The organism is Limnohabitans sp. T6-20 (assembly GCF_003063505.1).
GTDB lineage: Bacteria > Pseudomonadota > Gammaproteobacteria > Burkholderiales > Burkholderiaceae_C > Limnohabitans_A.
The window spans coordinates 1201304-1225752 of record NZ_NERW01000001.1; the positions used below are offsets into that span (position 1 = coordinate 1201304).

At 62.5% G+C, this 24449-nt stretch carries 22 protein-coding genes; 10 read left to right on the plus strand and 12 right to left on the minus strand.

The window, feature by feature from the left end; genetic code table 11:
- Positions 1–89: 89 nt before the first annotated feature.
- The 5 genes from B9Z33_RS05790 to B9Z33_RS05810 form a co-directional block, all read right to left on the minus strand.
- Positions 90–1343, minus strand: a complete 1254-nt coding sequence (locus B9Z33_RS05790) for a multifunctional CCA addition/repair protein (protein WP_108285961.1) — start codon at positions 1341–1343, stop codon at positions 90–92.
- Between the two features lie 14 nt (positions 1344–1357).
- Positions 1358–2041: a glutathione S-transferase family protein gene (locus tag B9Z33_RS05795; RefSeq protein WP_108285962.1), complete on the minus strand. Its 684-nt coding sequence runs from the start codon at positions 2039–2041 to the stop codon at positions 1358–1360.
- Positions 2042–2247: 206 nt separating this feature from the next.
- A complete protein-coding gene (locus tag B9Z33_RS05800) occupies positions 2248–3210 on the minus strand; it encodes a complex I NDUFA9 subunit family protein (RefSeq protein ID WP_108285963.1) in 963 nt (320 codons plus the stop codon).
- The gene (locus tag B9Z33_RS05805; protein ID WP_108286188.1) at positions 3211–4296 is read right to left on the minus strand and encodes a M14 family metallopeptidase; all 1086 of its coding nucleotides are present in this window, start codon (positions 4294–4296) and stop codon (positions 3211–3213) included.
- Between the two features lie 18 nt (positions 4297–4314).
- Positions 4315–5526 carry a M20 aminoacylase family protein gene (locus tag B9Z33_RS05810; RefSeq protein ID WP_108285964.1) on the minus strand — a complete coding sequence of 404 codons (1212 nt, stop codon included), beginning with the start codon at positions 5524–5526 and terminating at the stop codon, positions 4315–4317.
- Between the two features lie 118 nt (positions 5527–5644).
- Here B9Z33_RS05810 and B9Z33_RS05815 point away from each other — a divergent pair, with 118 nt between their 5' ends.
- The 4 genes from B9Z33_RS05815 (at position 5645) to B9Z33_RS05830 (ending at position 9715) form a co-directional block, all read left to right on the plus strand.
- On the plus strand, positions 5645–6067 hold the full coding sequence (locus tag B9Z33_RS05815; protein WP_233252738.1) for a hypothetical protein: 423 nt from the start codon (positions 5645–5647) through the stop codon (positions 6065–6067).
- Positions 6064–7065, plus strand: a complete 1002-nt coding sequence (locus B9Z33_RS05820) for a CapA family protein (protein ID WP_108285966.1) — start codon at positions 6064–6066, stop codon at positions 7063–7065. Before B9Z33_RS05815 ends, B9Z33_RS05820 begins: the two co-directional genes overlap by 4 nt.
- Positions 7066–7288: 223 nt before the next feature.
- Positions 7289–9385 (plus strand): molybdopterin-dependent oxidoreductase, encoded by a 2097-nt coding sequence (locus tag B9Z33_RS05825; RefSeq protein ID WP_108285967.1) that lies wholly within the window; start codon positions 7289–7291, stop codon positions 9383–9385.
- 27 nt (positions 9386–9412) lie between these two features.
- Positions 9413–9715, plus strand: a complete 303-nt coding sequence (locus B9Z33_RS05830; RefSeq protein WP_108285968.1) for a polyhydroxyalkanoic acid system family protein — start codon at positions 9413–9415, stop codon at positions 9713–9715.
- Between the two features lie 220 nt (positions 9716–9935).
- Here B9Z33_RS05830 and B9Z33_RS05835 read toward each other — a convergent pair whose 3' ends face one another.
- Positions 9936–11912 (minus strand): lytic transglycosylase domain-containing protein, encoded by a 1977-nt coding sequence (locus B9Z33_RS05835; RefSeq protein WP_108285969.1) that lies wholly within the window; start codon positions 11910–11912, stop codon positions 9936–9938.
- A gap of 9 nt (positions 11913–11921) precedes the next feature.
- On the opposite strand from B9Z33_RS05835, the gene B9Z33_RS05840 reads away from it, so the two are divergent.
- Positions 11922–12506, plus strand: coding sequence for a 5-formyltetrahydrofolate cyclo-ligase (locus B9Z33_RS05840; RefSeq protein ID WP_108285970.1), 585 nt, complete (start codon positions 11922–11924; stop codon positions 12504–12506).
- A 31-nt stretch (positions 12507–12537) separates the two neighbouring features.
- Here the strand turns inward: B9Z33_RS05840 and B9Z33_RS05845 are convergent, their stop codons facing one another.
- Complete coding sequence (locus B9Z33_RS05845; protein ID WP_108286189.1) at positions 12538–13542, minus strand: LysR substrate-binding domain-containing protein; 1005 nt, start codon at positions 13540–13542, stop codon at positions 12538–12540.
- Between the two features lie 152 nt (positions 13543–13694).
- Between B9Z33_RS05845 and B9Z33_RS05850 the strand changes: the two genes are divergently transcribed.
- From B9Z33_RS05850 to B9Z33_RS05860, 3 genes are all read left to right on the plus strand, one after another.
- Complete coding sequence (locus B9Z33_RS05850) at positions 13695–14165, plus strand: DUF2917 domain-containing protein (RefSeq protein ID WP_158270181.1); 471 nt, start codon at positions 13695–13697, stop codon at positions 14163–14165.
- An 84-nt stretch (positions 14166–14249) separates the two neighbouring features.
- Positions 14250–14879, plus strand: coding sequence for a TetR/AcrR family transcriptional regulator (locus tag B9Z33_RS05855; protein ID WP_108286190.1), 630 nt, complete (start codon positions 14250–14252; stop codon positions 14877–14879).
- Between the two features lie 278 nt (positions 14880–15157).
- The gene (locus tag B9Z33_RS05860) at positions 15158–16171 is read left to right on the plus strand and encodes an MBL fold metallo-hydrolase (RefSeq protein WP_108285972.1); all 1014 of its coding nucleotides are present in this window, start codon (positions 15158–15160) and stop codon (positions 16169–16171) included.
- Positions 16172–16239: 68 nt separating this feature from the next.
- On the opposite strand, the gene B9Z33_RS05865 is transcribed toward B9Z33_RS05860, so the two are convergent.
- Complete coding sequence (locus tag B9Z33_RS05865; RefSeq protein ID WP_108285973.1) at positions 16240–17088, minus strand: DUF6279 family lipoprotein; 849 nt, start codon at positions 17086–17088, stop codon at positions 16240–16242.
- On the minus strand, positions 17088–17693 hold the full coding sequence (locus B9Z33_RS05870) for a proprotein convertase P-domain-containing protein (RefSeq protein ID WP_108285974.1): 606 nt from the start codon (positions 17691–17693) through the stop codon (positions 17088–17090). The genes B9Z33_RS05865 and B9Z33_RS05870 overlap by 1 nt, the downstream gene beginning before the upstream one ends.
- 122 nt (positions 17694–17815) lie before the next feature.
- Here B9Z33_RS05870 and glmU point away from each other — a divergent pair, with 122 nt between their 5' ends.
- Positions 17816–19225: a bifunctional UDP-N-acetylglucosamine diphosphorylase/glucosamine-1-phosphate N-acetyltransferase GlmU gene (gene glmU, locus B9Z33_RS05875; RefSeq protein ID WP_108285975.1), complete on the plus strand. Its 1410-nt coding sequence runs from the start codon at positions 17816–17818 to the stop codon at positions 19223–19225.
- 169 nt (positions 19226–19394) lie between these two features.
- On the opposite strand, the gene B9Z33_RS05880 is transcribed toward glmU, so the two are convergent.
- Positions 19395–19892, minus strand: coding sequence for an Lrp/AsnC family transcriptional regulator (locus tag B9Z33_RS05880; protein ID WP_108285976.1), 498 nt, complete (start codon positions 19890–19892; stop codon positions 19395–19397).
- 148 nt (positions 19893–20040) lie between these two features.
- Between B9Z33_RS05880 and glmS the strand changes: the two genes are divergently transcribed.
- A complete protein-coding gene (gene glmS / locus B9Z33_RS05885) occupies positions 20041–21903 on the plus strand; it encodes a glutamine--fructose-6-phosphate transaminase (isomerizing) (RefSeq protein ID WP_108285977.1) in 1863 nt (620 codons plus the stop codon).
- A gap of 211 nt (positions 21904–22114) precedes the next feature.
- Here glmS and istB read toward each other — a convergent pair whose 3' ends face one another.
- Both istB and istA read right to left on the minus strand, forming a co-directional pair.
- Positions 22115–22939: an IS21-like element helper ATPase IstB gene (gene istB, locus B9Z33_RS05890; protein ID WP_108285978.1), complete on the minus strand. Its 825-nt coding sequence runs from the start codon at positions 22937–22939 to the stop codon at positions 22115–22117.
- Positions 22932–24443 (minus strand): IS21 family transposase, encoded by a 1512-nt coding sequence (gene istA, locus B9Z33_RS05895; RefSeq protein WP_108285979.1) that lies wholly within the window; start codon positions 24441–24443, stop codon positions 22932–22934. Before istA ends, istB begins: the two co-directional genes overlap by 8 nt.
- Positions 24444–24449 lie beyond the last annotated feature (6 nt).

Here is a 24449-nt window from a genome sequence, read left to right on the forward strand (position 1 = left end):
GGTTTTGTGGGAGGCTGCCCCTGCAGCCGAAGGCCTGCACAGCCACAACACACATTCGCGAGCAGGGGCTCGCTCCCACAAAGGCCGAATTACAGCGCGGCCTCCGCAATGGCCTGGATGCGGGCTTGGGTGATCTGTGCGCCAATTTGTGGGCCTTGGAGGCCCTGAGCCGCCGCTGCCTGCGCGATGGGCGCGGTCTCGACCGACAAGGCGGCTTGTTGCGCTTGGAGCAAACGCCCGGCCTGCGGGTAAGCCGCCTCATCAAACCCCAATCGTCCCCGCGCATCGCACTCGCACGCTTGCAGCACCCGCGCAAAGCGCTCGGGCTGGCGGATCGCATCGCAGCGTTCCAGCAAGCGCATCAGGGCTTCGGCGTTCAGCTCGGCACTGCGGTGGATGTTGCCGTGCTCACGCGCCACCACTTCGGCCAGTTCCTTGCAGTCGGTCGGCACGCGCAAGCGTTCGCACACCTTTTGCAAGAGCTTGACGCTGCGGCCTTCGTGCCCGATGTGACGAGGTAGCACATCGGCCGGTGTGTTGCCTTTGCCCAGGTCGTGGAACAAACAAGCCACGCGCACCGAAAGCGGCGTGTTCAGCCGGGCGGCCATGTCCGTCACCAGCATCATGTGCACGCCCGTGTCCACCTCGGGGTGGTATTCGGCGCGTTGGGGCACGCCCCACAGGCGGTCCAGCTCGGGCAGCAGCACGCGCAGGGCACCGCATTCGCGCAGCACCCCGAACATGCGCGAGGGCCGCTCGCTCATGAGGCCTTTGGCCAGTTCCTGCCAGACGCGCTCGGGCACCAGGTGGTCCACTTCGCCGTCTTCCACCATCTGGCGCATCAGCGCCATGGTTTCATGGGCCACGCTGAAGTCGGCAAAGCGTGCCGCAAAACGCGCCACGCGCAGGATGCGCACCGGGTCTTCGGCAAAGGCCTCGGTCACATGACGCAGCACCTTGTTCTTCAGATCAGCCTGGCCGCCATAAGGGTCCACGATCTGGCCTGCCCATGCGCCGGGCGCGGCATGGGCCAGCGCCTCGGGCACGGCCATGGCGTTCACCGTGAGGTCACGCCGGGCCAGGTCTTCTTCAAGCGTGACGCTGGGGTCGGCCTGCACCGCAAAACCTTTGTAGCCCCGGGCGGTTTTGCGCTCGGTGCGGGCCAGCGCATATTCCTCGCGGGTCTGCGGGTGCAAAAACACCGGAAAGTCCTTGCCCACGGGCACATAGCCCTGCGCGGTCATGGCCTCGGGCGTGCTGCCCACCACCACCCAGTCGCGGTCGTTGACGCTTTGGCCCATCAGGGCATCGCGCACCGCACCGCCGACGACAAAGACTTTCATCGCAGTCGCTTGGCTCAGCGAGCCACCCGGAAGGGCTCTTCAAAGTCGATGAAGTCCTGCTCGGCCAGCGCGTCATCGATCCAAGCTTTCACGCCGGGCAGGGCGCACACGCGTTCCATGTAGGCGGCCACATCGGCAGGCACGGGCAGGGCGTAGGTTTTCAGGCGCATCACCACCGGTGCAAAGTAGGCGTCGGCCACGCTGAAGTCGCCAAACAGCAGGGGGCCGCCGTGTTCCTTGAGCAGGCCGCTCCACAGGCTGCAGATGCGCTCCAGGTCGGCGCGCACGGCAGGCTTGTCGCGCAGGGCCAAAGCACCGATCTCGGGCAGATGCGCTTCGATGTTCATCGGGCAAGCGCTGCGCAGGCCTGTGAAGCCGCTGTGCATTTCGGCGCAGATGCTGCGTGCGCGGGCTCGGGCGGCGCGGTCTTGCGGCCAGAGCTGCTTGTCGGGGAATTGCTCGGCCACATATTCAGCGATGGCCAGCGTGTCCCACACCGCCAGGCCGTCATGCAACAGCACAGGCACTTTGCCCACGGGGTTCACGGCCTTGAGGCTGGCCTTGAATTGCGAGTTGGGCGCGAAGCTGTCAAAGCGGACATAGATCTCTTCAAAGGCGATGCCGGCTTGGCGCAGCAGCACCCAGGGGCGCATGGACCAGGACGAGTAATTTTTGTTGGCGATGTAGAGCTGGATCATTGTTTTCTCCCGTTGAGAAAAGAGATGTTAACGGGGATCGGTGCAGGGCTGCCCGCAGTCTTGTGGGGGCGAGCCCCTGCTCGTGAATGTGTGCAAGCGCCATGGCCTGCATTCGGCCGCAGGGGCGGCCTCCCACAAGAGGGGACGGCCCCTTTCAGGCCGCATGCAAAACAAGAGACGACTACCCTGCTCAGGTGCAGGTCAAGTCAGCGTCCGGCGCGAGCGCGCCAGCCGTTCAGGCGACTGCGCGGGCCGCGGTGGCCCAGATAGGTGGGTGCCACGCCAGCGGCCGATGCGGCACTGATGCCCAATGCGGCCAGGCCGGGGTGTTGACCCGTGGCGATGTTGTCCACCTTCATGGACGCCAGGTTGTCCCGGCTCATCAGCGGCTCGCCGGGAGCCATTTCCATCGCGAGCGCCTGCAACCAACCCACCCAGTGGGGCAGGGGGATGATCGGGCGGCCCCGGCCGTGGTTCACGCCTGCCCACTGGCCAGCGCGCTGCACCAGCTCGCCCAGGGTCATGACGTCTGGCCCGCACAGCTCATACGTCTGACCGATGGTGTCCGGCTTTTGCAGGCAAGCCACCACGGCGTGGGCCACGTCGGCCACCCACACCGGCGCAAAGCGTGTGCCGCTGCCCGCCAAGGGCATGAAGGGCGCGATGGCCTGCAGGTCGGCAAACAGGTTGAGGAATTTGTCTTCAGCACCAAAGATCACGCTGGGGCGCAGCATCGTGAGTTGCAGGCCAGCGCCTTGCAGCACCGTTTCGCCGCGTGCCTTGCTGCGTTGGTACATCGAGGAGCCTTGCGCATCGGCACCCAGCGCACTCACATGCACCAGCCGCTGCACACCCGCTTTTTTCATGGCGCTGGCGATTTTGCCGGGCAAGTCCACATGCACGTTCTCAAAGCGGTCTTCGTCGCCGTGCAGCACCGCCACCAGATTCACCACCGCATCGTGGCCGGGCATCAGGCGGGCCAGATCGGCTTCGCTGTGCACCGAGGCTTCAAGCACCGTCAGGCCTGGCAGGCTTTGCACGCTGGCCGCGTTGACGGCCCGGCGCGTGGGCACCGTGGTCTGCCAGCCCAGACGGGCCAGCTGCTCGCACACATGGCGGCCGACAAAGCCAGTGCCGCCCAGCACCAAAACGCGAGGTGTGGTGCTCATTCAGCTGTTCAGGCCGGTGACCGCTTGGTGCATCGACTCCATGGCCTGGTCCACGATTTGGGTGCGCCATTCGTTGGTGTCGACATAAAAGGCGTCCATTAGGTTCTGCTTGATTTGCTGGCGCAGGGCCTCTGGTGCCTCGGGATGCAGGTGCAGCCAATGGTCACCGCGCAGTGCGTACATGACCTTGTCTTGGGTTTGCGTGCCGTATTCCATGGCAATGCCGGTGTATTCGGCTTGTGGGCATTCCTGATAGGCCGACATCCACATGAGGCCCGTGAGCATGGGGGAGGTGGATGAGCCGTCGTAAATCGAGGTGACGCCTTGGCCCCACCAGGCCTTGGCCCGGGTGTAGGCGGCCGCGTCGTCAGCACAGGCAAAAATGCGCTCACCGAGACCACTGGGGCCCAAGCCTGTGTGCAGGTCGATCCAGGCCAGTTTTTGGCACCGTTGGCCGTACTTTTGCAGCACCTTGCGCAGCGTCAGGTTGCTCCAGGTCGGCGCTTGACCACCAAAGAAAAGGCCGTCGGGGAATTCGTGCTGGCCTTTGGAGATGGCGGCCTGAAAGGCTTTCATGCCACGCTCGGCGATGTACTGGGTGGTCGCGGCCGCGTTGGCGGCATCCGGGGGCCAGACCTCGGGCAACAAGATGGGTTGGATCTCTTTGTAGGCGGCGTTCTCGGGCAGGGGCTTGGAGAAGTCCTGAAAGTTGCGGTTGATGTCCACGTTTTCGTGGGTCACGCGCCGCACATGCGAGAACCCATGCGGGTTGAGCGCATGGATGTAAAGCACCGCCACGCCTTGGGCCTTGGCCGCTGCGCGCCAGGCGGCGTTTTGCAGCGCATGGACCTGCACGCCCGAGCCGCAGTAGCCTTCCACCCCGTGGCAGGCGCTGCTGATGACCAGCAGGCGCTGGGCATCGGGGGCACCATCGAAGACCACGTCCATGGCGAGTTCTTCACCGTCTCGGCCTTTGAGCGGGTGAATGTTCGAGTCAACCGTCAGACCTGCTGCCTGTGCAGCACTCAGGAATTTTTGACGGGCTTGCGCGTAGCTTTTTGAAAAGCCGTTTTGGATGTCGGACATGGGCATTCCTGAAAAGGATTATTTGGCTTGCGTGGGGTTGGCCAGCCACTGTGTGGCGAGTTCCACCCAATAAGTGCCGCCCAGCGGGATCAGGTCGTCGTTGAAGTCGTAGCTCGGGTTGTGCAAGGTGCAGGGCCCGCCGCCGTGGCCCATTTCGCGGTGCGCGCCGTCGCCATTGCTGATGAACACATAGGCACCAGGCTTGGCTTGCAGCATGTACGAAAAGTCTTCGGCGCCCATGGTGGGCTCCTGTTCAACGACATGCTCTGCGCCCACGATGCCCGACATGACCTGGCGTGCAAAGTCGGCTTCGGCTGGGCTGTTGATCGTGGGCGGGTAGTTGCGGTCGAACTCGAATTCGCACTTCGCCTCAAAGGCGGCGCAGATCGATTCGGCCACCTGCTTCATGCGGGTCTCGATCAGGTCGAGCACTTCGATGCTGAAGGTGCGCACTGTGCCCTGCAGTTCACAGAAGTCGGGCACCACGTTGGTGGCTTCGCCCGCGTGGATCATGGTGACCGAGATCACGCCCGCGTCCACCGGCTTCTTGTTGCGGGTGATGATGGTCTGAAAGCCTTGCACCATTTGGCAGGCGATTGGCACCGGGTCGATGCCGTTGTGTGGCAGCGCGGCATGGCTGCCTTTGCCGCGGATGGTGATCTTGAACTCGTTGCTGGACGCCATCACCGGGCCTGCGCTCACGGCAAAAGTGCCCACGGGTGCGCCGGGCCAGTTGTGCATGCCGAACACGGCTTGCATGGGAAACTTGTCGAACAGGCCGTCCTTGATCATCTCTCGGGCACCGCCACCGCCTTCTTCGGCAGGTTGGAAGATCAAATACACCGTGCCGTCAAAGTCGCGGTGCTTGGCAAAGTGTTTGGCAGCCGCCAGCAGCATGGCCGTGTGACCGTCGTGGCCGCAGGCGTGCATCTTGCCTTGGTGTTTGCTGGCGTGGGCGAAGGTGTTGAACTCCTGCATGGGCAGCGCGTCGATGTCGGCGCGCAAGCCAATACCTCGCCCGCAAGCGCCGCCATCGCGCCCGTGCACGATGCCGACCACGCCTGTGGTGCCCATGCCGCGGTGGATGGGGATGCCCCAGTCGGTCAGCAGCTTGGCCACCACATCTGCGGTGCGCACTTCCTGAAAGCACAGCTCAGGGTGTGCATGAATATCTTTGCGAATGGCCGCAATGCTGGCCGCGTCGGTGAGGATGGAGTCGATGATTTTCATGAATACAGTCTAGCGGGACTTGGTGATGTTTGCCAAGCCAACACCCCAAATGACCCGACTGTCACCTGGGTGCCCGGGGCAGAGTGCAAAATCGTGCACACATCCCATCATGACTTGTATGCATCCTTCATCCATTCAACGGCCTTGGCGCACTGTGGTCAGCGCCCTTGGGGCCTTCCTTTGGGCTGGCGTGGTGGCCGCCGAGCCCCAACTCACATGCCAAGTGACCTATGCCGGAAGCACCCACACCGTGCTGGCCCGCCCGGTGGCCGACCCCTATTCAGTGCCGTCTGTGGACATTGGTGGGCGTTTTTTGTTCAAAGCCGTCATGGTGGGCGATGCGGCCAGCGTGAGCCGCGTCTTGCTGTACGCCTACCAGGACGCCACACCCCATCCGGTGTTGATCCATCAGGCCAAATATTTGCCACCTTACCCCCGCGTTTCGCAGCCCTGGCCCATCACGGGTCAGCAGTATTTGTACGCAGGGCCTTTGGAGCGGGAGTTGATTTACAGCTGCACGCTGGAGGGGCTGGCACCATGAAAAAGTTCTTGCTGGTTTGGGCTGTGGTGGGCTGGGGGGCGCTGGCGTGGGCCCAAGAGGCAAGCGCCGCTGACAAGTCCGTCACCTTGGTGTTTGCCGGTGACACGGTGCTCGATGACGCCCCAGGTGCCTTGATTGCGCGTGGCGGTGACCCTTTTGCAGACTTTGCCGCAGTGTTGGCGGGTGCCGACATTCGCATCGCCAATCTGGAATGTGTGGTGGCCACCACGGGAAGCGCTGGCGACAAAAACTTCACCTTCCGGGCGCATCCGCGCGTGTTGCCCGTGGTCAAGAGGCATTTTGATGCGGTGGCCTTGGCCAACAACCATTCGGGTGACTTTGGTCGCGAGGCCTTTGCCGAAATGCTCGGTTTGCTCCAGAACGCGGGTTTGGGCAAGCTGGGCGGCGGCCGCAATTTGTCGGACGCCCATGAACCTTGGGTGGTGGAGCGCAACGGGCTGCGGATCGCGTTCTTGAGCTACAACGAATTCATGCCCCGCAGTTTTGAAGCCGACCACGATGCCCCCGGGGTGGCCTGGAGCGAGGATGAACAGGTGGTGGACGACATCCGCCGTGCCCGTCAGGTGCACCGCGCCGATCTGGTGATTCCCATCATGCATTGGGGCTGGGAGAACGAGTTGGTGGCCAACGCCCGCCAACGCCAACTGGCCCGCCTGATGGTGGCCGCCGGGGCCGATGCCGTGATCGGTGGGCACCCCCATGTGACGCAAGACATCGAACACATCCAGGGCAAGCCCGTCATTTACAGCGTGGGCAACTTCGTGATGAAGGAAACCGACAACGCCAACCAGCGCCGTGGCTGGGTTTTACGCTTGGAGCTGGATAAGCACGGCGTGCGCCTGCTTGACACCCGGGTGGCCCAAATCCGCATGGACGGCGTGCCCGAGCGCGACGACCGTGCGGCCAGCCCTTGCTGGCAACGCGGCGATGCGGCGGTGGGCCAGTGCGTGGCGGGGCGGCGCGTGAAGTCTCGCTGACAGCGAGTCGCGGTGCCTTAGGTTGCTGCTGTGGCGGTGCAAGCATTCGGCTGCAGGGGCAGCCTCCCACAAAACCCCAAAGCTCAAAGCTCATGCCCATTCATGTGCCGCTGACTTGCCCTCCCTGTGGGAGCGAGCCCCTGCTCGCGAATGTTGGCGAGGCCTACGGCGCATGCTGGGCTGCGCGACAATCGGCTTCTGACATGTTGACCGCCATCGCCCCATGAACCACACCCCTGCCACCACCCTGGTGCGCGGCGCTTGCCCGCACGATTGCCCCGACACCTGCGCCTTGCTGACCACGGTGGAGAACGGTCGTGCCACCAAAGTGCAAGGCAACCCGGCGCACGCGCAGACCGACGGCGTGCTGTGCACCAAGGTCTCGCGCTACACCGAGCGCATCTACCACCCGGACCGCTTGCTGCAACCCTTAAAACGTGTCGGCCCCAAGGGCTCGGGCCAGTTCGAGCCTGTGAGCTGGGACGAAGCGCTGGACAGCATTGCCACACGCCTGAAAACCATCGCCGCACGCCACCCGCAGGCCATCCTGCCCTACAGCTACGCGGGCACCATGGGCTTGGTGCAAAGCGAGTCGATTGCGGCGCGGTTTTTTCACCAGTTGGGCGCATCGCTCCTGGATCGCACGATTTGCGCCTCTGCCGGGGCCGAAGCCCTGACGCAGACCTTGGGCAACAAGGTGGGCATGAAGGTCGAGTTTTTTGCCGAATCCAAGCTCATCGTCATCTGGGGTAGCAACTCGATTGGCAGCAACCTGCACTTTTGGCGCGTTGCCCAAGCGGCCAAGCGCCAGGGGGCCAAGCTGGTGTGCATCGACCCCCGGCGCAGCGAAACGGCCGAAAAATGCCACGAACACATCGCCCTGCGCCCCGGCACCGACGCCGCGCTGGCGTTGGCCCTCATGCACGAGCTGATCGTCAATGGCTGGTTGGACCAGGACTACATCGACCGCTACACCTTGGGCTGGGACGCCCTGAAAGCGCGCGCCTTGCAATGGACGCCCGAACGTGCGGCCGACGTGTGCGGCGTGCCGGCCCTGCAAATTCGCCAATTGGCCCGCGACTGGGGCACGACCCAGCCCGCCGCCATTCGCCTGAACTACGGCATGCAGCGCGTGCGCGGTGGCGGCAACGCGGTGCGGGCGATTGCCTGCTTGCCTGCGTTGACAGGTGCCTGGCGGCACCGGGCGGGGGGCTTGCTGCTCAGCAGCTCGGGGCATTTTCCGGTGCGGCGAGCGGCCCTGCAGCGGCCCGACTTGCTGGGCGAGCGCCGCCCGCGCACGATCAACATGACCACCATTGGTGACGATTTGCTGCGCCCGGCTTCGCCCGATTTTGGCCCGCAAATCGAAGCCCTGATCGTTTACAACAGCAACCCGGTGGCGATTGCGCCCGAGTCGGGCAAGGTGGTGCAGGGCTTTGCCCGCGAAGACCTGTTCACGGTGGTGCTGGAGCATTTTCAGACCGATACGGCCGACTATGCCGACTTCATCTTGCCCGCCACCACGCAGCTGGAGCATTGGGACATCCACACCAGCTACGGCCACACCGATGTGTTGCTGAACCGCCCAGCGATTGCGCCTGTGGGCGGTGCACGCACCAACACCGACATCTTTCGGGCGCTGGCTCAGCGCATGGGGTTTGACGACCCATGCTTTGCCGAAACCGACGAGAGCTTGTGCCGCAGCGCCATTGGCGATAACAAAGATTTTGAGGCGCTGTTGGCCAATGGCTTTGCTTCATTGCCCGTGCCCGATGCGCCGTTTGCCGAGGGTGGCTTTCCATCGCCCTCGGGTCGCTGTGAGTTTTTCAGCCAGCGCCTAGCCGACCAGGGGCTGGATGGCCTGCCCGACCATGTGCCCAATTACGAAGTGCTTGGCAGCGATGCGCGCTACCCGCTGGCCATGATCTCGCCGCCTGCGCGCAACTTTCTCAACTCCACCTTCGTCAACGTGCAAAGCCTGCGCGACATCGAAGCCGAGCCGGTGCTGGAGATGCACCCCCAAGACGCGGCAGCGCGTGGCATTGCCGACGGCGCGGTGGTCAAGGTGTTCAACGACCGGGGTACTTACCACTGCAAAGCCAGATTGAACCAGCGGGCGCGGCCCGGTGTGGTCAACGGACTGGGCATCTGGTGGCGCAAGCTGGGCCTGAACGGCACCAATGTGAATGAGCTGACCAGCCAGCACCTGACCGACCTGGGCCGTGCGCCCGTGTTTTACGACTGCCTGGTGGAGGTGGCTGCCGACCCGGCTTTCAAGCCGGTCGCCAATGCAGCGGCCAAGGCCTCAGCCAAGGCCTGAACATCCACGTAACCCCCTTTGCACACCATGCCTGAACTGAAAATTGAACGAGCACACACCCTGGGCCTGGACGGCGCACGCTTGGTGGCCGAACGCTGGCGCGAGCAGGCCGAACAAGATTGGGGCATGACCTGCGCTTCAGAGCCTGGAGAGGCCTTGGACCGCATGCGCTTTGAACGCAGCGGTGTGAGTGGAGAGCTCTCCGTCAGCGCCACCCGCTTTGACTTGCAGATCAAGTTGGGGTTTTTGCTGGGGGCTTACAGCGGCAAGATTGAAGAAAAAATCCAGGCCAATCTGGATGCTTTGTTGGGTCCAGCGCCGCAGGCCTGATTCCGCCTTCGGCCGCAGGGGCGGCCTCCCACGCAGAGCCCGTCTCCTACACAGAGCTTTTGTCCCTCACACAGAGCTTGTCTTCCACGCAGAGCCAGCTTCCCACGCAGAGCTTGTCCATCACGCAGAGCCTGCCCACCAAACTGGGGCGGCCTGATGGGGTATTCATGTGGGAGCGAGCCCCTGCTCGCGAATGCCTGTTATCCCTGGCCTGCAAGACTCAAGGCAAATCCTTGTTCACCTCGGCCACGGTCGAAGTGCGCGGTCCCACCGAGCCCAGGCGGGCTTTGAGTGACTGGGGTTGGCGCGTCAGGATGGCGGCGTAGTTGGTGGTGTTGGACAGCACTTTTTTCACGTAATCGCGGGTTTCCTGGAACGGGATGTTTTCGGCCCAGATGGCCGCTTCGAGCACCGGGCCGTTGCGCCACGTGCGCGATCGACCCGGCCCGGCGTTGTAGGCCGCTGTGGCCAAAGGCATCGAGCCCTCGAAGTCGTCCAGCACCAGTTTCAGGTAACCCGTGCCGATGGCCACGTTCACTTCGCGGTCGGTGATCTGGTCGGGCGTGAAGCCGGTCATGCCGATCTTTTTGGCGGTCCATTTGGCGGTGGCGGGCATCACCTGCATCAGGCCCGAGGCCCCCACATGCGAGCGGGCGTCCATGACGAAACGGCTTTCCTGGCGGATCAGGCCATACACATAAGCCGGGTCGAGCTTGATGTCGCCCGAGCGGCGCACCACGATCTCGCGCAGCGGCATCGGAAAGCGCTGGTCAAAGTCGATGGCGTCTTTGGTGCGGTCGCTGGTGTTGATGCAGCGGTCCCACACTTGGCGTTGGCAAGCCAGATCGGCAGCGGCCAGCAGCTCGCGGTCGTTCATGCCGCCGGGCGTGTGCAGGTTGGTGCTGTAGTTCCACTCGCGGTTGCCTTCGGGGCGCAGCCCCATCTGGATGGCGTACAAGGCGCGCTGCAGGCCGGGGTTGATGAGGGCGGCGGCTTTTTCTTGCGGGGTCAGGGCGGCAGGGCGTTCGGGCAGGGTGATGGCTTGCCCCAATTCTTCGAGGGCCAGTTGCTCATAAAAACCCCGCACGCTGGCGATGCTGCGCAGCAGGCCTTGGGCTTCTTGCCGCTGGGCCGTGTCTTGCGCTGTGGCCATCAGGGCGCGTGCTCGCCAATACACCCATGCCGGGTCTTTTTGCGATTCGGGGCTCATGGCCTGGGTGGCGGTGAGCACCTGACGCCATTGGCCTTGCCGCAAGGCGGCGCGCACTTTCCAACTCAACAGGTCGTCGTTCAGGTCGCTGTCTTTTTGTACCTTGGCAAAGTGGCTGCTGGCGTTGTCTTGCAGTTTTTGCGCAGCTTGCTTGCCAATCACGCCCCAAGTCCAGTTGCGCTCTTCCTGGCTCAGCTGAATCGACCAGTGCCGGTCCAGCAGTTCGGCCGCTTTGTCGGGCTGGTTGGCAGCCAGGCGGATCAGGGCCAGCACCGCCAGCTCCTTGCGGCTTTTGGTGATGGCGATGATGCGTTTGTCCAGATACCGCTCAGGGTCGGCGTAGATCAGGGCCACTTGTTCAGACAAGCGTGGTGCTTCGATGTCGACGGCAGCTTGTGCCGGGCGGGGGCGGTTGGCTTCCATGGCCAGCCGCGCCTTGCGCCACAGGTCCAGTCCGTTGATTTGTTTGCCCGAGTGCAAATGCTCGGCCACATAGGTGCAGCCGTCGTCGGCCTCGCGCAGGGCGTACCACAGGCGCTTGGCTTCTTCGGCCACGTTCGCCTTGCTGTTCATGGCTTCGGTGGCCAGCGCGTAGCAGCGCACCTCGCGGTCGTCGCGCATGCGGTAGCGCGGGTACTCGGCGGTGAAGGTGGCCCAGTCGCGGCGCTTGCCCAGTTGCAGCAGCCAGTCGGTGCGCAAGCGGTCTTCGTAGTAGCTGCCTGAGTAGGCGTTCAAAAAGCCGCGAATCTCGGATTCAGGGGCGATGTCCAGCCGGGCGCGCATTTCCCAATAGGCCGCCAAAGGCTCCATCACATGGCCACGGGTTTGCGGCAGCAAGGCAGACAAGCGGTTTTTGTCGCCTTTTTTGAAGGCCTGCTGCATCTCCAGGATGACGTCGTCGCCCTTGTTTTGGGCTTGGGCGGCGGCGCTCCAGAGGCTTGTCGCGGTCAATGCACAAACCAGTGTCAGAATCTGAGTGAATTTCATGGGTCGATTATGGACAAAGCTGACGCTAAAAAAGCCTTACGGAAAGCCTTGATTGAAGAAAGGTTGAACCTGCCCGACCGCCAGGCGCGGGCTGAAGCCTTGCAGCGTGTCATGCGCATTTGGCTGTTTGACCGACCCGAAACCGTGATCGGCGCCTATTGGCCCATCAAGGGTGAATTTGACCCCTTGCCCGTGCTGCACCGCTGGAAAGAAGACGGCGAACTCAACGGCGAACCCCAACGCCGCCGCATCGGCCTGCCGGTGGTCAACAAGCAGCACAAAACCCTGACGTTCCACACCTGGTATCCCGGTTGTGCCATGGAAGAGGACGCCTACGGCATCCCCAAACCCAAAGACACCGAAGTCATCGTGCCCACCTTGTTGTTTGTGCCCTGTGTGGGCTACGGCATTGGTGGCTACCGCCTGGGTTATGGCGGCGGTTTTTACGACCGCACCCTGGCCACCTTGCAGCCCAAGCCGTTCACGGTGGGCTTGGGCTATACCCATGGCTTTGTGGACGACCTGGAGCCCGAAGACCACGACGAGCCGCTGGACGCGATCCTGAACGACAACGGGGTGGTGTGGCCGGTTTGACGCGGGCTTGGGTGACCTCTGTCGATGGACCTCAATCGGGGGAGGCCAGCGTTTCCGGGTCAGGCACGTCGCCCGTGGCCAGGCGGGTGTTGTCCGCTTGCTGGCGCAGCCAATCGCAAAAGGCGCGCACTTCGGGGCGCAACTTGCTGCGGGGTGCCACCAGCAGCCAATAAGCCAGCGGCGAGCTCAGCCGCATCTCGGGCAACACTTCCACCAAGTCACCGTTGGCCAGGCTCTCGGCCACCAAGGGCTGACGTGCCAAGGCCACGCCTTGGCCGGTGAGCGCCGCCTGCACGATCTGGTGGGCGTAGTTGAAATACAGCCAGCGCGCAGGAGATGGGGCGGCTGTTTTGCCGGGGGCATGGGGGCTGAAGGTGTCCAGCCAGCGCTGCCAGCTTAGCCATTCCATGTGTTGGGTGCGGTAGGCATCGCCGGCTTCGATCAGCGTGCAGCGCATCAAATCGGCCACGTTGCGGATGGGCTGTGATTTCAACAGCCACGGGCTGGCGACCACGGTCAGTTGTTCGCCAAACAGGCGCTCTGCGGAGCCGCTGATTTGGCTGGGGTTGGCGTAGCGCAAAGCCAGGTCCACATCGGTGTTGTTCATGTCCACGGCGGCGTCGGTGGCATCGATCCGGATGTCGATGTCCGGGTGCTCGCGTTGGAATATTTCAAGCCGGGGGATCAACCACATGCTGGCAAACGAAGCCCAGGTGGTGATGGACACGCTTTGGCGTCCGGTGCTCTGGCGGATGCGTCGCACCGCCGAATCGATGCGTTCCAGCGAAGCGCTGGCTGTTCGGTGCAGCAAGCTGCCTGAGCTGGTCAGCTCCACCGAGCGGGTGTGCCGCAAAAACAGCGGTGTGCCGACCTCGTGCTCCAACGCCTGGATTTGCCGGCTGACCGCGCTTTGGGTCAGGGCCAGCTCCTCTGCCGCCACCCGGAAGTTCAGGTGTCTGGCCACGGCGTCAAACGCCCTCAGATAGCTCATCGAGATCGGACGGGTGCGGGCAGCTGGGGCGGGGGAGGGCGGCATGGTGGTGCCCATGATACGGGCGCAGCGCGCTTTCATTCATGCATTTGGCGCATCAATGGAGGTGAGGATTTTCATTGGACGCTGAATGCTTTGGCTTGCATCATGAATGCACCGACGCTTTTGTCGGCGTCGCGATCACCCTGGAGATGGAGATGTCTGAATCCGCACTGTGCACTTCTTTGCAAGACTGTCAAAAACTGAAAACTGTCCGCTGGACAGGCACTTGGCGCTTGGCCCCCCGGCGCGCCATGAGCCTGCTGCCCCGCCAGGACAGCCAGTTGCTGATGGTGCAAGGCACGGCATGGATCACTTGGGAAAAACCCATCGACCGTGGGGCCCGAAGCGATGGCGACCATTTTCTGGAAGCCGGGCAGATCATTGACGTGCCCGCCGGGGCTCGCTTGGTCATGGAAGCGCGCCACAGCGGTGAGACGCTGCACTTTGACTGGCGCGAAATGCCGCCGGGCCTTGCGCTGCAGCGCTTGCCCCAGGCCACTTTGCCTGAACTGCTCAGGCAATGGCTGCAAGCCTGGGGGCAGGTGGGCGGGGCCAGTGCCAGGCTGGCGCGTGGGCTGTGCCGCCCTCGGCTGGGCGGGCTGACCGCAGGTGACTTGCCCGCCTGATGGTTTGACTGCGTGCCCAACTGAGTACCCGATTCAGTGTCCGACTCAGTGGGGGCCTTGGGCTGTGGCTGGCAGAATGCCGCCATGGCCCGACCCAAATCAGCAACCCACGACATCAAGCGCGACGCGATCCTCGACATCGCGGCGCAATGCTTTGCCCAGCGCAGTTACCCTGCGGCCAGCATGAACGAGATCGCCACGGCGTGTGGCACGTCCAAAGCGCGGCTGTACCACTATTACGACAGCAAAGAGGCGATCCTGTTTGACTTGCTGGACCGCCACACCCAGCGCCTGCTGGCGCTGATTGCGCAGACGGAGGCGACTGCGCAGCGCAAGAACTTGGACGAGCGGGCGACGCTGCACGAGCTGGTGCGGGCGTTTTTGCAGGAATACGAAACCTCGGCCACCCGGCACGCAGCCTTGCTCAACGACACGCAGTTTTTGAGCGATGCGCCCGACCCTGCGCTGGGCGCGGCTTTGGTCTCGCCCAGGGACCTGATCCTCAACCGCCAGCGCGACATCGTGGCCGCCATGACCCGCTTCATGAAGCGCGCTTACCCCGAGCGCCTGACCCCGACCAACCAGACCGCGCTGACCATGATGCTGCTGGGCATGATCAACTGGACCTTCACCTGGCTGCGCCCGGGCGGCCCGATCAGCTATGCGGCCTTTGCCGAAGAGGTCATTTCGATGCTGGAAAAGGGTTTGGGCTGAGTTTCTTGCCATCTCTTTGGGGCTTCCATGTGGGAGCTAGCCCCTGCTCGCGAATGTCTGCCAAAGGCATGCAGGCATTCGGCCGCAGGGGCGGCCTCCCACAGGGAGAGAGTCTGTGTCATTCGGTTGCAAGGGCAACCTTTCACGGCAAAAAGAAGCGTTGCAGCTCTTCGTGGGGCTGCCTCCCACAAAGACATTTTGAAGATCTGTCATTTACCAATCCGTAATTCATTTCGTTTAGGTAAAATCCACACCATTCATTGACCGGAGAAACTGCCATGTCCACCGCCCCGACCAAAGCCCCCACCAAAGCCTTCGCCAGTCAAGCCGACTTGGACGAAAAGAAGATCACTTTCGAGCAACTCAGCCAGCATTGCTGGGCCTACACCGCCGAAGGCGACCCCAACTCGGGCGTGATCATTGGTGACCGCTTCATCATGGTGAGCGACGCCACAGCCACCCCGGCCATGGCGCAAGACCTGATCAAGAAAATCCGCACCGTCAGTGACCTGCCCATCAAGTACGTGCTGCTGACCCACTACCATGCGGTGCGCGTGCTGGGCGCTTACGCCTACGCCGCCGAAGGCGCGACCGAGATCATCGCCAGCGAAGGCACTTTGGGCCTGATCAAAGAGCGTGGCGCGCAAGACATGAAGAGCGAGATGGAGCGCTTCCCGCGCCTGTTCCGTGGCGCTGACAGCGTGCCTGGCCTGACCTGGCCCACCATGGTGGTCGATGGCGGCAACCCCACCAAAGGCGAAGTGCCCGGCAAGCTCAGCATCAACCTGGGCGGTGTGGTGGTGCAGATCTGGCATCCGGGCCCGGGCCACACCCGTGGCGACACGATTGCCTGGGTGGAAGAAGAAAAAGTGCTGTTCTCGGGTGACCTGGTCGAGTACGAAGCCGGGGTGTACACCGGTGACGCGCAACTCGAAGAGTGGCCTGCCACGCTCGAAGCCCTGCGCGCCCTGAAGGCCGAGTTCATCGTGCCCGGTCGCGGCGAAGCCATGAAGGGCAATGCCAACGTCAACAAGGCGCTGGACTACACCAAGCGCTGGGTCGAGACCTTGTACAAGGCAGGCAAAGAAGCCGTGGCCGCCAAGATGGACCTGAAAGCCGCCATGGCCCACACCCGCCAAAGCATGGATCCGATCTTTGGCCATGTGTTCATTTACGAGCACTGCCTGCCGTTTGACGTGACGCGAGCGTATGACGAAGCCAGCGGGATCAAGAACCCCCGCATCTGGACAGCCGAGCGCGACATGGAAATGTGGAAAGCGCTGCAAAGCTGAAGCGCTGCATCCGCCCGAGCCCGAACCACAACCCCGCCCTGATCCGGCGGGGTTTTGTTTTTTGGGGGTCAGGGTTTGATCAGGTCTTTGATGTCACGCACATAAGCGCGCAGGGTGCGTGCCGCACGCAGCCGCTGCTCGGGGCTGGTGGTGTTGTGCAGCTGCGCCAGGTTGTCGCAGGCTTGTTGTGTCATTTTTTGCACCAGTGCGCGGCCCGCTTCGTCGGGGGGCATGAACCAGCGTTGCCAGACACCCCACAACTCGGCTTCAGCCTGGTCTGCGGGCAGCTCGCTTTTTGAGAGGCGGCGCAAAGTGAACAGCAGGTCTTGTTCACGGCGCAAGCGGTCGTGCCGACCCCATTCGGGGCTCCACACCGACTGGCTGACCTGCGTTTTGATCAGTGCAATTTGCGCAGCGCTCAGATCGCCATAAAAAGAACGGTAGCGCTCCAGTGTTTTCTCCAGGCGTCTTTCAAGGCGTTCGCTCGCGCTGCCTTGCAGCCATTGCTTGTCCCAGTCTTCGTTTTTGCTTTCCTGATGCCGTGCCAGGTGGCTCAGTTGGCGAGGTCCCAGCATCTGCACCACGGGGGCGGCTTGGGTGATGGCCACCCGCATGCTTCGGTCCATTTTGGTTTGTATGTCAGCCCATGCACTGCACACCTGGCTGGCCTGCACCGGGCCTTGGCTGAGTTCGACGCTGCGCTGCAACAGGTCTTGGTAAGTGGCGAGTTCCTGGCTGCGGTGCCATTGGTAGATGCTGGCCAGCGCGTCTTTGGTTCGGTCGGTCTGGGCGTCATTGAAAGAGATGGCGCTGTCCAGCCACCAGTAAGACAGCGCGGGCAGCTGTTGGTAGCCCAGCTTGATGGCGCTGCAGCCTTGCAACAGCAGCAGCGAGAGGCAGATCAGCCATGCTCGCATCAGTTCAGGCCTTGAACAACGACCCGCCACTGAATCAATGTCCCCACATCGCCTGCATTTTGGTCGCTGACGTTGAGTGTCCAAAGGCCGAGGGTTTTGACACTGGACTGAACCGTCGGCAGCAGGTCGATGCGCTGGAGTTTGCCTTGGCCGGAATCACAGGCTGTTCCTGTCGCGTTCCAGTCGGTAGGGGCTGTCACGGTCAGTGGGCTGCCGGAAGGTGGTGTGATTTTCCACACGAGGTCCGCAGGGCGCTGGTGGTTCAGGCAGATTTCGAGTGTGGCAGAAGAGACGGATGTCAGGCTGCAATTTTGATTGTCCCAAGTGACGGAGATACCGCTTGTGTTGTTGTCCGGTATGGCCGTACCCGATGTCGCAGGATTGGCGGCCCATAAGATGCGGGAGTCGCAGGTGGTGCTGACCGAGCTGGCAGGATTTGGTGCGTCACTGACAGGCGTCCCACCCCCTCCGCCCCCGCAAGCGGCCAGAAAACAGGTCGCCGCGAACAGGGTCGCCAGCCAAAAAGGTGATCGCATGCAAAGCTCCGAAAGGTATTGGGCTTGTATCGGCTTGAGTGGCCAATATTCAAGAACTATTTTCGCCATTGTCCACCCATGCAGATCTCCGCGACTTGACCGTGCTCAAGTGGCAGGGACGGGCCGCCAGTCTGGCGATAATTGCGGGGTGCGCCGCGCCCTGAGCCCGGCCCCGCTTTTGAAAGAAATCCATGAGTTTGAACACCCCGTTTCCTGTTGATGTGGTCGTGATGGCCGCAGGCAAAGGCACCCGCATGAAAAGTCGCCTGCCCAAGGTCTTGCAGCGTCTGGCCGGGGTGCCGCTGGTGCAGCATGTGCTGAACACGGCGGCGCAGCTGAACGCCCGCTCGGCGGTGGTCATCACCGGCCATGGGGCTGACCAGGTCGAGCCACTGCTGCTGGCCTCCGGGCAGGCGCTGGCGGTGCAGTGCGTGCGCCAGGAGCCGCAGCTGGGCACCGGCCACGCCGTGCAGCAGGCTGTACCCGCGTTGGCTGACGATGGCGTGGTGGTCATCCTGTCGGGCGATGTGCCGCTGACCCAGGCTGATACTTTGCTAGCGCTGATCGCCCAGTGCGGCGGCGACAAGCTGGCGCTGCTCACCATCGACTTTGCCGACCCTACGGGCTATGGCCGCATTGTTCGTGATGGTGATGCCGTCAAGGCCATCGTCGAGCACAAAGACGCTACCGAGGCGCAACGCCAAATCAAAGAGGTCTACAGCGGCATCATGGCCGTGCCTGCGCGTCTGCTCAAAGCCTGGCTGGCCCGTCTGGACAACCAGAATGCCCAGGGCGAGTACTACCTGACCGACGTGGTCAAGTTCGCTGTGGCCGACGGCGTGCCTGTGGTGGCCCACAAGATTGCCGATGCGCTGCAAGTGGCGGGCATCAACAGCCCGGTGCAACTGGCCGAGCTGGAGCGTGCCCACCAGCTGCGCCAGGCCCACCGGTTCATGGAGCAGGGCGTGCGCCTGAAAGACCCGGCCCGTTTTGATCTGCGCGGCCAGCTCGACTGCGCACAAGACGTCGAGATCGACGTGAACTGCATTTTTGAAGGCCAGGTGTCTTTGGGCGAGGGCGTGAAGGTGGGCGCGAACTGCGTGCTGGCCAACTGCATCATCGCCACCGGCGCGGTCATCCACCCCTTCACCCACATCGACGGTGAAAAACTCGGCGTGTCGGTGGGCGAGGGCGCGTTGATCGGCCCGTTTGCCCGCTTGCGCCCCGGCGCGCAGCTGGGGGCCGAGGTGCACATCGGCAACTTTGTTGAGGTCAAAAATTCCACCCTGGCCAAAGGCGCCAAAGCCAACCACCTGGCCTATCTGGGCGACGCCACCGTGGGCGAGCGGGTGAATTACGGCGCGGGCAGCATCACCGCCAACTACGACGGGGCCAACAAGCACCGCACCGTGATCGAAGCCGACGTGCACATCGGCAGCAACTGCGTGCTGGTGGCCCCGGTGACCATTGGCGCAGGCGGCACCGTGGGCGGCGGATCGACCATCACCAAGAGCACCGAGCCCGGCGCTTTGAGCGTGGCACGCGGCAAACAAATCAGCATCGCCAACTGGGTGCGGCCTGCCAAAAAGCCCAAGGCCTGAAGCTGCTCAGTGGGGGATGCGGCCTGACCGGGTTTTGGTGGGAGGCTGCCCCTGCAGCCGAACGGTGAATCGACCACTTCTTTTTTTCGGGTGCTTTCGCTGAACCTGCATTCGCGCGCAGTGGCGCGCTCCCACGAAGCCCTAATCGCGGCGGCTGCGATCGGGTTTTTTAAGCAGCAGGCGGTTTCAGCAATGGCCAAGTGGTGGTGAACTTGGCCCGCTTGGTGGCGAAGAACGCTTTCACATTGCGCACATTGGCGTCTTGCGTGAACAGCGTCTGACTGATGGCCAGGTAATGCGGCATGTCGTGGGCCTGCACCACCAGCATGAAGTCGGGGCCGGGCGACACGCGCCAGCACTGCTGCACTGCATCGTGCGCCACGGCGCGGGCCTCAAAGGCATCCAGGTGTTCGCTGCCTTGCCGGTCCAGCGACACCTCCACCAACGCCGTGAGGCCGTGGCCAAGGCTTTGGCTGAGACGGTCGGCGCTCAGCACCGCCACTTGCCGCTCAATCCAGCCGCCCTCGGTCAGCCGTTTGACGCGCCGCAGGCAGGTGGGGGGCGAGACGTTGACCCGCTCGGCCAACGCCACATTGCTGATGCTGGCATCGCGTTGCAGGGCGTTCAGCAGTTGCAGGTCAATAGAGTCGAGCTCGTTGTGTTCCATGAATCGTATTTTATTGAAATTTAATTTCAATATGAGATTTTTGTGAAATTTTAAATCTAAAGAAGTCTTGATATTGATCTGAAATTTCAAGTGAGCAAGCCTAACATCCCACCAGTTTTGTGAAAACACCCCATTCAGGAGCTTCAACATGTGTGGCATCGTCGGCGCCGTTTCTTCCCGCAACATCGTTCCCGTGCTGGTGCAGGGCCTGCAACGGCTTGAATACCGGGGTTATGACTCGTGCGGCGTGGCTGTGCACGCGGCCAGCCTGAACGGCAAAACTGGCGGCTTGCAGCGCGCCCGCAGCACCTCGCGCGTGGCTGAGTTGATGGACCAGGTCACCGCTGACCACATCGAAGGCGGCACCGGCATCGCCCACACCCGCTGGGCCACGCACGGTGCACCCGCTGTGCACAACGCGCACCCGCACTTCAGCCACGGCACGGGCGCGGCAGATGCCAAGCCGGGCAAAGTGGCCTTGGTGCACAACGGCATCATCGAAAACCACGAAGAACTGCGCGCCGCCCTGCAAGCCAAGGGCTATGTGTTTTTGAGCCAAACCGATACCGAGGTCATCGCCCACCTGGTGGACAGCGTGTACGACGGCGATATTTTTGAAGCCGTCAAAACCGCCATCCGCCAACTGCACGGCGCGTACGCGATTGCCGTGTTCCACAAAGACGAGCCCCAGCGCGTGATCGGCGCTCGCGCAGGTTCTCCGCTGATCCTGGGTGTGGGCCAAGGCGAAACCTTCTTGGCCAGCGACGCGATGGCGCTGGCCGGCGTGACCGACCAGATCGTCTATCTGGAAGAGGGCGACGTGGTCGACATTCAGCTGGGCAAATACTGGGTGGTGGACCGTGAGCACAAGGCCGTGACCCGCGCCGTGAAGACCGTGCACGCACACAGCGGCGCGGCCGAGCTGGGTCCTTACCGCCACTACATGCAAAAAGAAATCTTCGAGCAGCCGCGTGCGATTGCCGACACGCTCGAAGGCGTGGAAGGCATCACGCCCGAGTTGTTTGGCGACGGCGCTTACAGCACCTTCAAGGCCATCGACAACGTGTTGATCTTGGCCTGTGGCACCAGCTACTACAGCGGCTGCGTGGCCAAGTACTGGATCGAGGCGATCTCCAAAGTGCCCTGCCAGGTCGAGATCGCCAGCGAATACCGCTACCGCGAATCGGTGCCCAACCCCAACACGCTGATCGTCACCATCACCCAAAGCGGCGAGACCGCCGACACACTGGCCGCGTTGCGCCACGCGCAGAGCCTGGGCATGACGCACACGCTCACCATTTGCAACGTGTCCACCAGCGCCATGGTGCGCGAATGCAAACACGCTTATGTGACCCGCGCCGGGGCCGAGATCGGTGTGGCCTCCACCAAGGCCTTCACCACCCAACTGGCAGGCTTGTTCTTGCTCACGCTGGCGCTGGCGCAGACCAAAGGCCGCTTGAGCGACGAAGAGGAAGCCGGGCACATCAAAGCCATGCGCCACCTGCCCGCCGCGCTGCAAGCCGTGCTGGCGCTGGAGCCGCAGGTCATCGCCTGGGCACAAGAATTCGCCAGCAAGGAAAACGCGCTGTTCCTGGGCCGGGGCACGCACTACCCCATCGCCCTCGAAGGTGCACTCAAGCTCAAAGAAATCACCTACATCCACGCCGAAGCCTATGCGGCAGGTGAACTCAAACACGGCCCACTGGCCTTGGTGACCAGCGCCATGCCCGTGGTGACCGTCGCGCCCAATGACCAGCTGCTCGAAAAGCTCAAGAGCAATATGCAAGAAGTGCGAGCCCGCGGCGGCGTGCTCTATGTGCTGGCCGATGGTGACACCAAGATCGAAAGCAGCGAAGGCGTCAACGTCATCCGCATGCCCGAGCACTACGGTGTGCTGTCACCGATCTTGCATGTGGTGCCGCTGCAGTTGCTGAGTTATCACACGGCGTGTGCGCGGGGGACGGATGTGGACAAGCCGAGGAATTTGGCGAAGAGCGTGACGGTGGAGTAATTCCGTTCGGGGGTATTTCAGAGGGTGGTTTTCTCGTCCGCTTTCAGATGGTGCTGACTACGGGGGCTCTGATGCTCGGAGCATATTCCCCGTACCAAAAGGAACTCTTTGATTGTTGACGCCGATCCAATATTGACCACCTGTGCCGATTGAGTTTTGACCAGGGGCTTGAGCCAGCTTTTATGTCGGCTGGCTGTGGATAACTATAAGTTCAATTGTCGTCCTGCAGCTCCTTTCTCTTCGCTTTGCTTGCCTGCTCCCTGGCTTTAATTCTGCCTCTGGCCTCATTGGAGCTGTGCCTGAACCGGTAGGACTCATTGCCCGTTTCCACAATGTGGCAGTGGTGCGTCAACCGGTCTAACAGCGCCGTCGTCATCTTGGCATCCCCAAACACGCTCGACCATTCGGCAAACGTCAGGTTTGTCGTGATCAGCACACTCACTCGTTCATAGAGCTTGGACAGCAAGTGAAACAGCAAGGCCCCTCCGGCTTGGCTGAACGGCAAATACCCCAACTCATCAAGCACCACCAAGTCCATGCGCGACAAACTCAGCGCAAGCCGACCCGCCTTGCCTTGCGCCTTCTCTTGCTCCAGCGCATTGACCAGGTCCACCGTCGAGTAGAACCTGACCTTTTTGCCGTGTTGCGTCAGCCCCGAGATACCCAGTGCCGTGGCCAGGTGCGTTTTGCCCGTCCCCGGCCCCCCAATGAGCACCACGTTTTGCGCATCCTGCGTGAACGACAGATCGGCCAGTTTGTGCACCAATGCCCGGTCCACTTGCGAGGCCTCAAAGTTGAAGCCCGCCAAATCCCGGTGCACCGGGAAGCGGGCCGCCTTGGTTTGATGCGCAATCGATCGCATGTGGCGATTGACTGCTTCGGCCTGCAGCAAGTGCTCGATCAGCCAGCGAGATGCGTGCAGCTCGGCATTGCCACCTTGCTCCACCAGATCCGCCCATGCCATGGCCATGCCGCTGAGCCTGAGACTTTTGAGTTCGGCCTGGATGTCCCGCTGTGTTGGCTTGTGCTCAGTCATGCGTCACCTCCACGCTGGACCGCAGGTCGTCGTAGCGCGCCGTGTTGGCCAGTGGCACCTCACTGAGCTGCAGCGATGTTTCGGCTTGCTGCGGCATCGGTGGACTGCTCAAGCGCGCCAACACGTTGCGCACATGCTCCACGCTGATGCCACCGTTGGGCGTGGCACCTTCCAGCAAAACCTCCACCGCCAACAATACAGCGTCCAGCCCCGATTGCGGCACCACGGCCAGCACCTGTGCCATCACCCGGTCACCGCCCGCATGGCGCAACAACGACTGCCTCAGCCTCAGCAGCGCAGGTGGCAAGTCCATAAACGGCGTGCCGTTTCTGAGCGCCCCCGGCTTGCGTTGCACCAGATCGATGTAATGCTGCCAGTCGTAGCTGATTTGCGCCCGGTTGGTCAGCCTCGTGTGGCTGGCCACGATGGCGTCTTGGGCCACCACATCGACTCGGCCCGGATACAGCCTTGTACTCACCAGCTGCCCAGCCCACTCGCACGGCACCGAATATTTGTTGCGCGCCACATTGACCAAACAGGTGCTGCTCACCCGGGCCGGATTCTCCACATACCCATCAAACGGCTCGGGCATGCTCATCAAGTGCTCCCGCTCCAAATCCAGCATCTCGGCCAGCGTGAACTGCTTGTGCTCCGGATGTGGTGTTTCGGCCCAGATCGAGCGGCAGCGCTCAGCCAACCAGGCATTGAGCTCCACAAACGAGCCAAAACGCTTGGTGCCAGCCTCTATCCAGATGCGACTGCGGCTGTCCTGCACGTTCTTCTCCACCACCCCTTTCTCCCAACCCGAAGCAACGTTGCAAAAGTCCGGCTCAAACAGGTAGTGGCTGCACAGCGCATTGAAGCGGGCATTAACGATGCGACCTTTGCCTTTCTTGACCTTGTCCACCGCCGTCTTCATGTTGTCGTAAATGCCCCGGCGCGCCACACCGCCCAGCGCTGCAAAACTGCGGGTGTGCGCGTCAAACAGCATCTCGTGTCCCTGGCTGGGGTAGGCCACCACCCAGAATGCCCGGCTGGCGCACAGCTTGAGATGTGAGACCTGCATGTGGTGGTACACCCCACCAATGAGCAATCCTTCCTCGCTCCAGTCAAACTGAAACGCCTCGCCCAGCTCGAAACTCAAAGGCACATACGCCTTGGATGCCGCCTTGCCCTCGTGCTCGCGCCAACCCCGAATGAAATCCGTCAATCGGCTGTAGCCACCCCGATAGCCCTGCGCCTGCAACTGCGCCAACAACGCCCGCGCACTGCGCCGGGCATGTTTGGGTCGATGGGAATCGGCTTTGAGCGCCTGCACCAACGTCGCCTCAAACGCGCTGAGTTTGGTGAATCCGCTTTGCCTTTTGTATTTGGGAGCCTGGTCGCCCGGGGCCTTGAGCCATTTTTTGACCGTGTTGCGCGACAGCCCTGTGCGCTTGGCGATCTCGCTATTGGAGAGTTGCTCGCGCAACTTCATGCGCCTGACCTTACCTATCATTTCCATGGTGAT